This is a genomic window from Synechococcus sp. J7-Johnson (assembly GCF_024345795.1).
Classification (GTDB): Bacteria; Cyanobacteriota; Cyanobacteriia; order PCC-6307; family Cyanobiaceae; genus Regnicoccus_A.
Map to the genome: position 1 here is coordinate 89,923 of NZ_JAGQBU010000002.1, position 12,886 is coordinate 102,808.

15 protein-coding genes and 1 tRNA gene are annotated in these 12,886 nt (G+C 67.2%); 8 read left to right on the forward strand and 8 right to left on the reverse strand.

All coding sequences use genetic code 11. The annotated features are described in order from the left end of the window. Positions 1-27: 27 nt before the first annotated feature. On the forward strand, positions 28-360 hold the full coding sequence (locus tag KBY93_RS01730) for a DUF2811 domain-containing protein (RefSeq protein ID WP_399222330.1): 333 nt from the start codon (positions 28-30) through the stop codon (positions 358-360). Here the strand turns inward: KBY93_RS01730 and KBY93_RS01735 are convergent. Next, a complete protein-coding gene (locus KBY93_RS01735) occupies positions 306-1,127 on the reverse strand; it encodes a hypothetical protein (protein ID WP_255092517.1) in 822 nt (273 codons plus the stop codon). The two genes, KBY93_RS01730 and KBY93_RS01735, sit on opposite strands and share 55 nt — an antisense overlap. Continuing rightward, positions 1,124-1,585 carry an EVE domain-containing protein gene (locus KBY93_RS01740; protein WP_255092518.1) on the reverse strand — a complete coding sequence of 154 codons (462 nt, stop codon included), beginning with the start codon at positions 1,583-1,585 and terminating at the stop codon, positions 1,124-1,126. The genes KBY93_RS01735 and KBY93_RS01740 overlap by 4 nt, the downstream gene beginning before the upstream one ends. A gap of 135 nt (positions 1,586-1,720) precedes the next feature. On the opposite strand from KBY93_RS01740, the gene KBY93_RS01745 reads away from it, so the two are divergent. Further along, entirely contained in the window at positions 1,721-2,443 is a 723-nt protein-coding gene (locus tag KBY93_RS01745; protein WP_255092519.1) for a hypothetical protein, read from the forward strand. A gap of 25 nt (positions 2,444-2,468) precedes the next feature. On the opposite strand, the gene murD is transcribed toward KBY93_RS01745, so the two are convergent. From murD to KBY93_RS01765, 4 genes are all read right to left on the reverse strand, one after another. Further along, positions 2,469-3,860, reverse strand: coding sequence for a UDP-N-acetylmuramoyl-L-alanine--D-glutamate ligase (gene murD / locus KBY93_RS01750; protein ID WP_255092520.1), 1,392 nt, complete (start codon positions 3,858-3,860; stop codon positions 2,469-2,471). A gap of 27 nt (positions 3,861-3,887) precedes the next feature. Further along, positions 3,888-3,959: transfer RNA gene (locus KBY93_RS01755), tRNA-Val, on the reverse strand. 104 nt (positions 3,960-4,063) lie between these two features. Further along, complete coding sequence (locus KBY93_RS01760; protein WP_255092521.1) at positions 4,064-4,858, reverse strand: photosystem II S4 domain protein; 795 nt, start codon at positions 4,856-4,858, stop codon at positions 4,064-4,066. Continuing rightward, positions 4,855-5,334, reverse strand: a complete 480-nt coding sequence (locus KBY93_RS01765) for a hypothetical protein (protein WP_399222380.1) — start codon at positions 5,332-5,334, stop codon at positions 4,855-4,857. Before KBY93_RS01765 ends, KBY93_RS01760 begins: the two co-directional genes overlap by 4 nt. 146 nt (positions 5,335-5,480) lie before the next feature. Here KBY93_RS01765 and serA point away from each other — a divergent pair, with 146 nt between their 5' ends. From serA to KBY93_RS01785, 4 genes are all read left to right on the forward strand, one after another. After that, the gene (gene serA / locus KBY93_RS01770) at positions 5,481-7,067 is read left to right on the forward strand and encodes a phosphoglycerate dehydrogenase (protein WP_255092522.1); all 1,587 of its coding nucleotides are present in this window, start codon (positions 5,481-5,483) and stop codon (positions 7,065-7,067) included. A gap of 11 nt (positions 7,068-7,078) precedes the next feature. Continuing rightward, positions 7,079-8,020 (forward strand): 50S ribosomal protein L11 methyltransferase, encoded by a 942-nt coding sequence (gene prmA / locus KBY93_RS01775; RefSeq protein WP_255092523.1) that lies wholly within the window; start codon positions 7,079-7,081, stop codon positions 8,018-8,020. A gap of 142 nt (positions 8,021-8,162) precedes the next feature. Continuing rightward, on the forward strand, positions 8,163-8,462 hold the full coding sequence (locus KBY93_RS01780; RefSeq protein WP_006171932.1) for a ferredoxin: 300 nt from the start codon (positions 8,163-8,165) through the stop codon (positions 8,460-8,462). Positions 8,463-8,526: 64 nt separating this feature from the next. Continuing rightward, on the forward strand, positions 8,527-8,913 hold the full coding sequence (locus tag KBY93_RS01785) for a hypothetical protein (RefSeq protein WP_255092524.1): 387 nt from the start codon (positions 8,527-8,529) through the stop codon (positions 8,911-8,913). 54 nt (positions 8,914-8,967) lie between these two features. Here KBY93_RS01785 and psbV read toward each other — a convergent pair whose 3' ends face one another. Both psbV and KBY93_RS01795 read right to left on the reverse strand, forming a co-directional pair. Further along, positions 8,968-9,489, reverse strand: coding sequence for a photosystem II cytochrome c-550 (gene psbV / locus KBY93_RS01790; RefSeq protein WP_255092525.1), 522 nt, complete (start codon positions 9,487-9,489; stop codon positions 8,968-8,970). Positions 9,490-9,606: 117 nt separating this feature from the next. Further along, positions 9,607-10,569 (reverse strand): ribonuclease Z, encoded by a 963-nt coding sequence (locus KBY93_RS01795; protein WP_255092526.1) that lies wholly within the window; start codon positions 10,567-10,569, stop codon positions 9,607-9,609. A gap of 113 nt (positions 10,570-10,682) precedes the next feature. Here KBY93_RS01795 and KBY93_RS01800 point away from each other — a divergent pair, with 113 nt between their 5' ends. Continuing rightward, positions 10,683-12,056 (forward strand): SpoIID/LytB domain-containing protein, encoded by a 1,374-nt coding sequence (locus KBY93_RS01800; RefSeq protein WP_255092527.1) that lies wholly within the window; start codon positions 10,683-10,685, stop codon positions 12,054-12,056. An 81-nt stretch (positions 12,057-12,137) separates the two neighbouring features. Then, the gene (locus KBY93_RS01805; protein WP_255092528.1) at positions 12,138-12,884 is read left to right on the forward strand and encodes a 6-phosphogluconolactonase; all 747 of its coding nucleotides are present in this window, start codon (positions 12,138-12,140) and stop codon (positions 12,882-12,884) included. The last annotated feature ends 2 nt before the right edge of the window (positions 12,885-12,886 follow it).

Sequence of the window (12,886 nt, forward strand, 5' to 3'; positions counted from 1 at the left end):
GGATGACATCACCAGCTCAACCCGTCCATGGACATTGCTCCGGTCATGACCGCTGCCGTCACTGCGTCCGCTCCGGTCGCCAAGGCCGAGTCGGACACCGGTGTGGTGAGTTTTCGGGCTGAGGTCCCCGAGGCATTGCTCACTTCCATGGCTCAGTTCATCGACGCCCACCCAAATTGGGACCAGTACCGCCTGATTCAGGCGGCGCTGGCTGGCTTTCTTGTGCAGAACGGCGTCCAGAGCCGGGCAGTCACCCGCTGCTACGTGGCCAACATGTTCCAGCGGGCGGCAGAGGGGAGGCCCGATCAGGCGCCGCCGTCAAGGACCCCCGGGCCTTCGGCGCCAACGATCTCCTGGTAGCTGGCGGTCAGGCTGCAGATGGCCAGGGGCCAGGCCACCAGCAACCCTGCGGCCAGGGGCCAGGCGATCAGCAGGGCAAGGCCCAGGGGCAGCAGCACGATCAGGATCAGGCTGATGCTCAGGGCGAGCAGATGCCAGCCATGGGATGGCACCAGGGTTCGCCCGTAGCGGAAGGTGGCCACAGGAGAGAGGCCACCGGCAGCGGCCAGCGGCAAGTGGAAGATCTGCGTCACGAACAGGGCTAGCATCAGCGCGGCGCCGATCAGCAGTGGCACCAGAGCCAGCAGCGGGTGGATCAGGCTCACCAGCCCCGCAGCCAGCCCGGCTGTGGCCATGATCAGCAGGCTCAGCACCAGCAGCAGCAGCTCCACCCCCAAAAGACGGCCCATGGCTGCGGTCCGCCAGCGGGTCAATTCGGCCAGCCGCGGCGTCCTTCCTCCCAGGGCAATCGAGGCACCCCCCAGCAGCCCGACATTCAGCCAGAGAAGGCTGCCCACGCTGAGTGATAACCCCGCCAGTACGAGACCCATCGAGACCAGCACGGGTTCCTCCGCCACGGCCAGGGCATCACTGGCCCGGTTCTGCACCGTCTGGCCCAGCAGTTGAGCACTGCCGCCCACCAGTGTGAATCCGCTGAACAGCCAGGGTGCCCGCCGGTAGGCCCTGCGTCCCTGCCTCAGCCAGCCCCGCACCGCCTGAATCGCGGCCAGGCCCTCTGCGGCTCCATCCGCCAGCCAGGCCCCGCATCCTCGGGGCTCCGTGTTCATCGGCCGGGATCCAGCAGTTCAAGCAGCCGCAGGGCCGTGGCAGCCGGGACCGGCAGGATCGAGAGGCGATTGCCCCTGCGCACCACAGGCAGCTCCTGCTCATCGAAGCTGCTGCGCAGTTCGTCCAGGCTGAGCAGCTGGGGATAGGTGCGCCGGTAGGCCAGGCGGACACAATCCCAGCGAGGGGCTTCCGGTTTCGAGGCCGGATCGAAGTACTTCGAGGTCGGATCGAACTGACTGGGGTCGGTCAGTCCCGTTTCGATCACCTCCATCAGGCCAATGATGCCTGGTGGCTTGGTGTTGGAGTGGTAGAAAAAAACCTGATCGCCGAGTGCCATGCTGCGCATGAAATTGCGCGCCTGGTAATTGCGGATGCCGTCCCAGAGTGTGGTGCCTTCGTTCTCAAGATGGCTGATGCCAAACACATCAGGCTCACTTTTCATCAACCAGTAAGCCATCTCGCCGTATTCAGCCCTGCTGGGCCGTGGGTCTTGGAAGCTTGATCCTATCGAGCGGGTTTGTTTCGCTTGGGTTGGCCGGAGCGCATCCCCTGGCCTAGACAACATCCGGATCAACCAGTCGAGAGGATTGTGATGGGCCAGTCACCAGCACCGAAGCCCACCCTTCAGTCGGCATGGAACCTTTTTGTGGCCCATTGGCGCGTCTACCTGGCACTCCAGCTCACGGTGCTGGCCCTGGCGCTGGTCTCGGTGGCGATCAGCCTGCTGATCACCGTGATCGCGATGGCGGTGACCGCCGGCGTCTCTGCCGATCTGCGCGAAAGCGTGACCCAGCTGGTGTCGTCGGTGCTGAACCTGCCCTTTTCGATCCTTTATCAGGTGGTGGCGGGATTGATCGGGGTGCTGCTTTCCGCCCTGCCGGCCCTCTGGTTTGCCACGGGTCATCATCCGAGTTACTGGGAAGGGCTGGCCCTGCTGCGCGCCAATCCCCGCCGCTACGTGCTCGCAGGGCTGCTGGTCTCAGTCGCCGCCGGGCTCGGCATCCTGCTCTGCCTGATTCCAGGCCTGATCGTGATGGCGCTCACTCCCATCTACGTGCGGCGGGTGTTCACCAGTGAGGAACCGCTCTGGCCTGCCTTCCGGGCCTGCTTCAACGATCTTTTCTCCAGTCCCCACAGCTGGGGCCTGGTGGGCTATGAGCTGCTCTCAACAGTGTTGATTGCCATTTCCGCCCTGTTCTGCCTGCTGCCGATGCTGGTGACCGTGCCCCTGGCAGCGATCTTCATCCAGCAGTACCTGGCGGCCTGGGAGATCGGCGCCCCGCCGCCTAACGAGGCCGCCGTTGCGGTCCTGTGAAGGATGGGGGGACCGGCAAGGCCGCTCAGAGAGCGGCCACCAGCGAGCGGAAATGCTCCCCGCGGGCCTCGAAATCCTTGTACTGATCAAAGCTGGCGCAGGCCGGTGAAAGCAGAACCGTGGAGCAGCCGAGGCGGCGGGCCAGTTCCCGGGCCAGGGGCACCGCCTCGGTCTGGCCCTCCACCAGCTGCACCGAGCCCGGATAGCCACTGCCGCTGATCAGGGCGGCGAAGGCGTCCCTGGCCGCTCCGAACAGGACCACGGCGGCCGCCCGCTGCCCAAGGGCCTCGAGCCAGGCCCGGGGGTCGCCCTGTTTGATCTCACCCCCCGCCAGGACCACCATGGGCCCCTCCACGGCCGTGATCCCAACCTCGGCGGCGTCGTAGTTGGTGGCCTTGCTGTCGTTGAACCAGCGCACACCATCCAGCAGGCGGATCTGCTCGAGGCGATGGGGCACCCCGGGAAAGCTGCGCAGGGCGGCCTCGATCAAGGCGGGCTCCAGCCCCAGCTTGAGGGCGGCGGCCACGACCAGAACCATGTTCTGACGGTTGTGGGCCCCGGGCAGGGCCAGGGCGGTTGCGGGGAACAGGGCCCCGGAGGCTGCCATCACCATCCCGCCATCGATCCAGAGGCAGGGCTGCAGGCCGGCACCCAGCTGCTCCCGAGGACCAGCTGTGACCCAGTCGGCCCGGTTCCAGCTGCCGGCATGGGCGCGCAGATCGGCATCATCGGCGTTGAGCAGTTGCTCTCTGGAGTTATCCAGCAGGGTGCGCTTGATCGCCCGGTAAGCCTCCAGCGTTCCATGCCGCTCGAGATGGTCGGGGGTGAGCGTGGTCCAGAGGCCAAGGCGTGGCGCCAGCTCCGCTGATGACTCGATCTGATAGCTGCTCAGCTCCACCACCAGCCAGTCGGGCGGGGTGGTTCCGGCCTCGCGGCGCTCGAGCAGCAATTCGGCCGCCGAAATCCCGACGTTGCCCACCATCGGCGCATCCAGCCCGGCGTGGCTGAGAACGTGACTGAGCAGATGGGTGACGGTGGTCTTGCCGTTGGTGCCGGTGATGCCGATCCAGGGAATGCTGCCGCTGGCCTCCCAGGCCACCGACATCTCGCCACAGACCCGGACGCCCCGCTCTCTCAGGGCCTGCAGCACCGGATGATCCCAGCGGATGCCGGGACTCACCACCACCCGGTCGTATCCCGGCTGGAGCTTGGCGAAACGTTCGGCCGCCAGGGGTTGCCCCAGCTCCACCTCCACCCCAACGGATCGCAGAGCCTCGGCCTGCTGCTCCAGCTCGGGGCTGCGGCGACTCTCCAGAACCAGCACCCGCCGGCCGTTCGCCTTCAGCAGACGGGCGGCACCGGTGCCGGAGCGACCCAGACCGATCACCACCTCCAGGGGGTGAGACGTGCTGGGCATCCTGAACTCCTTGTGCAGAGGATTCAGTGGGCGATACTGGAATCGAACCAGTGACTCCTACCGTGTCAAGGTAGTGCTCTACCTCTGAGCTAATCGCCCGGGTTCGGGAACAGAAATTCCCGTCGGTGCGACCCTGGTGTAACTGCCCTTCAGCGGCTTCACCAGAATCGAAGTCGGCAATTTAGCAGTCGACCTGCCACTACTCAGTTGCGTTCAAGTTCCAGGCGCCAGCGCTGGCGCTTGGTGGGTTGGATCGAGAGCACTTTCAGCTCTCCGCGGTTCTCCAGCTGGATGCGGTCCCCGGCTTTGAGGTCTCGGCTGGGGCTGGTCACGGGTTGCCAGTTCACGCGAGCGTCACCCCGGCGCACCAGTTCGGCCATGCGGCTGCGGGACAGACCGAACCCGGCCGATGCCACCGCATCCAGACGCAGGGAGGCCTCCACGGTGGCCAGCTTGCGTGGCTGGGGTCTGGTGGGAAGTTGCAGCTGATCGAGCTCCCTGGCCTCCAGCTCCACGTCCACGCTGCGCACCTGGGCCGTGGTGCCCCCCAGGCGGCTGGCCAGCATGGGGTCCACGATCACCTGGGCGCCGCGGTCGCCCCGCAGCCAGAGATCGCCCAGCTCCCCGTCGAGGGCGCCCGCCGCCAGCAGGGCGGCGCGGACATCGCCTGGTTCGGCCGGATCGAAGAGGAAGTTGCCGCTGACGTCCAGACCGGCCAGAGGCGCAGGCGGCGGGGTTGACCCCGCGGCGAGATCGCGGCGCTGCAGCAGCAGCCGGCAGCGTTCGGCCTGGGGCCTGCCGCCCTCGGCGTCCAGGTGCAGCTCGCTGAGGCTGCCAAGCCGCTCCATTGCCTCCTCCCTTGCCATGGCAGAGAGGAATCCTGACCAGTGGGGCTGCCAGTCGCGCAGGGCCTGCTCGGCCAGGGCGATCAGTGGTTCGAGGGCGGCCGGATCGCGGCTGCCGCGCAGCAGGTCGGCGCCGGGGGGCGTGTGGCTCATCCTTCGCCGAGCCGCACCACCGCCTGGGGACCGGCCTGCTGAATCAAAAGCCAGGGGATCTCCTGTCCCGCACTGGTCTCCACCAGCAGCAGCCAGCTGCCTTCCTCCAGCCGATTGCGCAGGCTGCGGATGCGGTCGTCGGCTTCCGAGCGAACACTGGCGGCCGCGGCGTAGCTGCCCATCCAGCCCGAACCCATGCCCAGGAGCCCTCCAATCAGGGGTTCGCCGTAGGTGCCGGCAAAGGCAAAGGTGTGAAGGTTGGTGATGAGGCTGAACATGAGCCCGGCGAAGAACCCGAACGGCATCAGCCAGCGCACCATGCTGCGTTGCCGCCGCTGCCGAGCCAGGGCCGGGTTGAGCAGTTCGATGGAATCGATGCTGCTTTCTCCCTTTCCAAGGGCCATCAGTTCCCGTGGGGCGGGCTGAAGTTCGGCGAGCTGATCGCGCAACCGCCGCAGCTTGCCCAGATCGTTCATCACCACCACCACCGACAGTCCCAAGACCGTGCGCCCAAAGGCCCGATTCTCGGGCTTGGAGGGGAGAGCCGTGGCCACCGCTCACTACACTTCACCCCCGGCAGTGTCTGGCGTTCTCCAGACTCCCTCTCTCTCCGCCCCGGGTCATGACAAAGGTTCTGGTTTCTGATCCCATCGACCAGACGGGTATCGACATCCTGTCCCAGGTGGCCCAGGTGGATGTGCGAACAGGGTTATCCCCGGAGCAGTTGCAGCAGATCATCGGCGACTACGACGCCCTGATGATCCGCTCGGGCACCCAGGTGACCGCCTCCATCATCGAGGCCGCCACTCGCTTGAAGATCATCGGCCGCGCGGGCGTCGGCGTCGACAATGTCGATGTGGAGGCCGCAACCCAGCGGGGCGTGCTGGTGGTCAACTCTCCGGAGGGCAACACGATCGCGGCCGCCGAGCATGCCTTGGCGATGATGCTTGCCCTCTCCCGCCATGTGCCCCAGGCCCACGTCAGCACCATGGCCGGCGGCTGGGATCGCAAGAAGTACGTCGGCAACGAGCTCTACAAGAAGAAGCTCGGCGTGGTGGGGCTGGGCAAGATCGGCTCCCACGTGGCCCGCGTGGCCAAGGCCATGGGCATGGAGGTGCTGGCCTACGACCCCTACATATCTGCTGAGCGCGCGCAGCTGCTGCAGGTGCGCTTGATGGCGGTGGGCCCCCTGTTCGCGGAAGCCGATTTCATCAGCCTGCACCTGCCCCGCACCCCCGACACCGAGAACCTGGTGAACGCGGAGCTGCTGGCCACGATGAAGCCCACGGCGCGCCTGGTGAACTGCGCCCGCGGCGGCATCGTCGACGAGAAGGCCCTGGCCGAGGCAGTCAGCTCCGGCACCATCGCCGGCGCCGCCCTCGACGTGTACAGCAACGAGCCCCTGGAGGCCGATTCCCCCCTGCGCCGGGTGGAAGACCGATTGATCCTCACGCCTCACCTGGGGGCCTCCACCGAGGAAGCCCAGGAGAACGTGTCGGTCGATGTGGCCGAGCAAATCCGCGATGTGTTGCTGGGGCTCCCCGCCCGCAGTGCCGTGAACATTCCCGGTCTGACCCCGGAGGTGATGGAGCGGCTCAAGCCCCACCTGCAACTGGCCGAAACTCTCGGGCTGCTGCTCAGCCAGCTGGCCGGAGGGTCGATCCAGGATCTGGAGGTGCGGCTCCAGGGTGAATTCGCCCACCATCCCTCCCAGCCGCTGGTGGTGGCGGCCCTCAAGGGCCTGCTCTCCAGCGCCCTCGGCGAGCGCATCAACTACGTGAATGCCGGGATCGAAGCCCGCAGCCGCGGCATCCACGTGCTCGAGGTCAAAGACGACGCCAGTCGCGACTTTGCCGGCGGCTCCCTGCAGCTCACCTGCAGGGGCGGCCAGGGCAGCCACAGCGTCACCGGGGCGGTTTTCACCGACGGTGACCTGCGCATCACCACCATCGATGAGTTCCCGGTCAACGTGATGCCCACCAGGCACATGCTGATCACCCGTCACCGCGACATGCCCGGGATCATCGGCAACATCGGCTCACTGCTGGGCGAGCACAACGTCAACATCGCCTCGATGCAGGTGGGCCGCCGTATCGTTCGTGGCGACGCCGTGATGGTGCTCAGCCTCGACGACCCGATCCCCCCCAGCCTGCTGGTTTCGATTCATGAGATCAACGGGATTCAGGAAGCCCATCCGGTCACGCTCTGAGCCCTGCTGCCATGTCTCCGGCTCCCCGCTGGTGGCGTCTGGAAATGGAGGCCCCTCCCGAGCTGGAGGAGTCGCTGCTCTGGAAGCTGCCCTCCCTCGGCATCCGCCGGGTGGCTATCCAGTTCAGCGCCGAGCAGCCCAGCTCCCACCAGTTGGTGGCCTGGCTGCCGGAGGCCGACTGGCCGGAGCCTGAGCGACGGCGCCTTGCCGAGGAGCTTGAGCGCCTCACCGAGCCCTTCGCCATGGCCCTGCCGCCCCTCGGCTGGCAGCTGCAGGACGAGGAGGACTGGAGCCTGAGCTGGAAGCGCCACTGGCAGCCCGACCCGGTGGGTGAGCGGCTGCTGATCCTGCCCGCCTGGCTGGAGCCGCCCCGGGAGCATGCCGGCCGTGACCTGATCCGGATCGATCCCGGCAGCGCCTTCGGCACCGGCAGCCACCCCACCACGCGCCTCTGCCTCGAGGCGTTGGAGCGGCTGGCGCCTATCGATCAGCGCGTGGCCGATCTTGGCTGCGGCAGCGGCATCCTCGGCCTCGGCGCTCTGCGCCTGGGGGCACGCTGCGTGGCCGCTGCCGACACCGATCCTTTGGCGGTGCGCGCTACGGGCAGCAACGGCGAACTCAACGGCTATCCCGTGGTTCCAGGCGGGCCGTTGCAGGTGGTGGAGGGATCGGCTCAGGAGCTGGCGGGTCTGCTGGCAGAGGACGGCCCGGCCGATCTGCTGCTCTGCAACATCCTGGCGCCGGTGATCGCTGAGTTGGCCGGGCACTTCCACACGCTGCTGACACCAGGCGGGGTTGGTCTGCTCAGCGGCCTTTTGGTGGATCAGGCGGAGGAGCTCTGCCGGCAGCTGGCTGCTCATGGCTGGAGCGCCGATCTGGTGGCCTCCCAGGGCGTCTGGGGACTGGTGCAGATCCAGTGGTGCCGGGCTGTGATCCCTGGGGATGTCGCATAAATCACGCTTATGCGTGCTCACCCTTTGATTGGGCTTCCGGGGCTGGGACGCCAGGATCGCCGTCAGCGTCCCGGTCCGATGTAGGACGGTGCTGTCCTACAGGCCCTGAGCACTCAGGAGTCTGTGAGCCCCAATCCTTTCCATGGCTTCCTACAAGGTCACCCTCATCAACGAGAGCGAGGGACTCAACAAGACCATCGAGGTTCCCGACGATCAGTACATCCTCGATGCCGCTGAGGAGCAGGGCATCGATCTCCCCTACTCCTGCCGTGCTGGCGCCTGCTCCACCTGCGCCGGCAAGCTCACCACCGGCACCGTCGACCAGTCGGACCAGAGCTTCCTCGACGACGACCAGATCGAAGCCGGTTTCGTGCTGACCTGCGTGGCCTACCCCACGTCCGACTGCACCATCAAGACCCACGCCGAAGAAGAGCTCTATTGAGCCTCAGGCCAGGCTTGGCTTGAATCAAGATCCCATCTCCGCCACCCTTCGGGGTGGCTTTTTCATGCCCGCGTTGGTGGATACCCTGATGGAGCCTGGCAGCGAGCACTGCAGCCCAGGCGGCCAGTACAGCTTCCGGGTGCTGGGTCCCTGCTGTCGTCTCTTTGACCGCGATGAACTGCCATGGCCCTGTTGCCGCCTGGCCTGGCGCAGCAAGGAGCCCAGCTGGCGCCGTATCGGCCGCCGCTTCGTGGCCGATCTGGCCTCCAGGCGCTGCCCCTCCTACGCCGTGGAGCTGCTCCAGCCCGGCGCCAGGCCCACCTGCACCGTGCTCACTCTCTTCCCCCAGCGCCTCTCACCTGCCCTGCAGGAGTGGTGGTACAGCAAGCAGCCGGGGTCTATGGATGCCGCCAACGTGAGCCCGCCCGATCAGGTGCATGTGGCTCCATAAAAAAAACCGTGGCCCAGGGGACCACGGCAAAGTGCTGTCCTTAGCCAGCTGGATTCAGAAGTAGACCTTGCCACCGCCCCACTGGGCGCCATTCACCTTCGGGGCCACCAGGATGTAGCCGGCGATAACCCGCAGGTCATCGTCGTCAAGGTCGCGCATTTTCACGAACACGTCGCTGCTGCGCATGCTCGGGTGGACGTCGGAGATGCTGTACTCCCCGTCATAGGAGGTGGGGTCCTTGATGAAGTCCACCAGGGCCTCCACCGAGTCACGGGAGGGGGTGGCCAGGGCGAGAGTCTCGGGGTCGAGCCCCACGTTGTAATTGGTCTTGGTGATGCCGCCGGCGTGGCAGGTGCCGCAGCTGTCGTTAAAGAGTTTGCGACCGCTCTTGATCTCTGCTTCGCTGAAGGTGACCAGGTTGCCGTCTGGGTCACCTGGCACCGTGAGGGTGGCGGTGTCCCATTGGGCGGCCTGGGCAGCAGTCACGCAGAAGCCAAGACTGAGCAGAAGCGCCAGGGGCAGAACCAGCAGGGTCCGGGCAACCACCCGAAGGGCAGTGGGAACGAGAGAGGCCATGAAGGGAGCCGGCGAAAAGGCGGTAGGCACCGCACCTGAGACCTTGTATCACGGGGGAAGGGCCCGTCGGCCGGGAATCAAGAACTGTTGCAGCGATCACCGTTGCCAGGCGATTCCTCACGGACCCTTGCCGTCGCCTCCGGCGCACACCTCGAGGCTCAGAAAGTCCTTGGCCACGAGGGTGTTCGGGAAGATCGCCCTGGCCTCGTTCACCAGGTCGTCGGGGGTGAAGGTGTTGCCGGCCACGTAGCGCGGACTGAGATGGGTGAGCACCAGTTGCTTCACGCCGGCGAGCGCCGCTGTCTGCGCGGCCATGGTGCTGGTGGAGTGCTGACGCTGGAAGGCCATCTCCGCCTCGCTGTGGGCGAAGGTGGATTCGTGGATGAGCAGATCGGCTCCGCGGGCCAGTTCCACCGCCGCTTCACAGAACACTGTGTCCGTGCAGTACACCATGCTCACGCCTGGGCGGTCGGGGCCGCAGAGGGTCTGGCCCCGGATGATCCGTCCGTCCTCAAGGCACACCTCCCGACCGGCCTTGAGTTCGGCGTAGACCGGCCCTGGTGGGATTCCCAGTTCGCGGGCTTTCTCGATATCGAAACGGCCGGCCCGGGGTTTCTGCTCCACCCGGTAGGCGTAGGCCGGGATGCGGTGGGTGAGCGGGGTGCAGCGCACCATCAGGTCGTCGTCGTCGAGCAGCACCGCCCCGGCGTGGGCTGCCTTGTGGACCCGGTGGGTGCGCAGGGGGTAGCCGATCCGGGTCGAGGAGGTGCGCAGCACGCCTTCGAGGAAGTCGCGCAGGGGATCGGGGCCGTAGAGGTCGACGCCGCTGCAGGCTCCGGCCAGCCCGAGGCTGGCCAGCAGCCCCGGCAACCCGAAGACATGGTCGCCGTGCATGTGCGTGATGAAGATGCGCCTGAGCTGCGACACCCTCAACTCACTGCGCAGGAATTGGTGCTGGGTCCCCTCGCCGCAGTCGAACAGCCAGAGCTCGGCTCGCTGGGGCAAGCGCAGAGCCACCGCTGAGACATTGCGGGAACGGGTGGGTACACCCGAACTGGTGCCCAGGAAGGTGACTTGCACTCCGGATGACCCTTTGGCGCATGCTGCCACGTCAGGCTCTGTCCGGGTGGGCTCTGGCGTTGCCGGGATGGGCTGGTCACAATGGCGCGCACGTTGCATGGTTGCCGCCGTTGATGGCTGATCTCAACACCGGTCGGATCCGCTCCCTGCTGCTGGCCGCGGCCCTGTTGCCCCAGGCGCTTCTGGCTGGGGCAGCTGGCTTGGCAGGAGCCCCAGCCGTGGCCAGGGACGTGGCGGCTCTCGACGCGCTCGAGCCCCTGATGGCCAGCCGGGCCACCAATCCTCAGCTGCGGGTGCTGCTGCTGGATCTGCCGGCGATCCGGGTGGCCGGCAGCGGTGGTCTGCGCCTGCGCGACGCCAGGGGTGGGGAGCTGCTGCGGATGCCTGCAGGCGCCACCCTGGCCCTGCGCCAGGCCGGTGGCCGGATCCAGGCCCAGCCTTCGGCCATCGCCGGGGCCAGCCCAGGCACACTCAGCCTCAGCGAACTCTGGCTGGAGGCCCTTCCCGATCGGGGCGGTCTCGCCAGCCTGCAGATCGAGAACCGCCGCTACAGGGGGCGGCTGCAGGTGAGGGTTGAGGCCTCGAAGCTGCGGGCCATCAACGTCATTGAGCTGGAAACCTATCTGCCCAGCGTGGTGGGCAGCGAGATGCCCGCCAGCTGGCCCCTGGAGGCTCTGCGGGCCCAGGCCGTGGCGGCTCGCACCTACGCCCTGCGTCACCGCAAACCTTCGGCCGCCTTCGATCTGCACTCCACGGTCACCAGCCAGGCCTACAAGGGCCTGGAGGCGGAAACCGCCTCCACCCGTGAGGCCGTGCGCAGCACCCAGGGCCTGGTGCTCATGCACGGCAACAGCCTGATCAATGCTGTCTTCCACAGCAGCAGCGGTGGCAGCACCGAGAACAGCGGTGATCTCTGGTCGCGCCAGCTTCCCTACCTGGTGAGCGTCCCCGATTACGACAACTCCAGTCCCGTGGCCAACTGGGAGAAAACCCTCTCCCCCCAGATGCTGGCCAGCGCCTTTGCCGAAATCGGCGGCGTCAGCCGCATCGATGTCCTCTCCACCACGGGCAGCGGCCGGGTGCGCCAGGCGCGGGTGATCGGACCAACCGGAGCACTGGTGCTCACTGGTGCCCAGCTGCGCAGCCGGCTGGGGTTACGCAGCACCCTGGTGCGCTTCCAGGCCGCCCCCTTCACCTTCACCGCACCGGCCCTGGCCGGCGGTAGCCAGTTGCCAACGGGAATGGGTTCGCTGCTGGCACCTCCCCCTCCCCGACTCTTGGCTCCACCCTCGCCGGTGATCATCGCCGTGGGCCGAGGTTTCGGCCACGGGGTGGGCATGAGCCAGTGGGGGGCCTATGCGCTTGCCCAGCAGGGCCGCCGATTCGAGCAGATCCTGCAGCACTACTACCGCGGCGTTGAAGTGCAGCCGCTGCGTGCCGGATCCGGCCCCCTGGCGTCGGGTGCTGTCGCCGGGCGAGGCTCCTGAGCACCGGTCCTGCGGCTGCAGCGGCGGAGCGGCTGATCCCTACGCCTGCCTGCAGTGCCATCGCCTGCTTCTCCCGTCTGGTTGGCCGACCGCTTCGAGTGTTTCGAGCGGCCGTCGTCCCTCGCTGTGCGCGTCGCTGAGCTCCTGCACCAGGAGTTCAGCGACGGATTGAAGCGTCCTCTGGGTTTGGCCACCGGCCGCACCATGGAGCCTGTGTACTCCGCCCTGGTGGAGCGGCTGCTGGCCCTGCCAGCCGATCAGCTCAGTGACGTGCGCCAGCAGTGGTGCAGCTTCAACCTTGATGAATACGTGGGACTGGGGCCGGGGGATTGCGGCTCCTTTGCGGCGGAGATCCACCGCCAGCTCGCCGCTCCCCTCGGGCTGGAGCCAGGACGGGTGCGGCTCCCCGATGGCCTGGCCGCGGATCCAGCCGCCGAGGCCCGCCGATATGCGGAAGCCGTTGGGGCTGCGGGCGGCATCGGGTTACAGCTGCTGGGGCTGGGCAGCAATGGCCATGTGGGTTTCAACGAGCCCCCCTGCGGCCCCGATGCTCCCAGCCGCAGCCTCAGGCTCAGCACCGCCACCCGTCACCAGAATGCAGCGGCCTTCGGGGGGGATCCATCCCGGGTGCCTGCTGGGGCAATCACCCTTGGGATGGAGCAGATCCTGGGGGCCGAGCGCATCCTTATGGTGGTGAGCGGTGCCGCCAAGGCGGGCATCCTGGCGCGGCTGCTGATGGAGCCTCCGGGGCCGTCGCTGCCGGCCAGCTGGCTGCAGGACCATCCGCGCCTGCGCCTGATAGTCGATCGCCCGGCCCTGGGGGGCTGAGG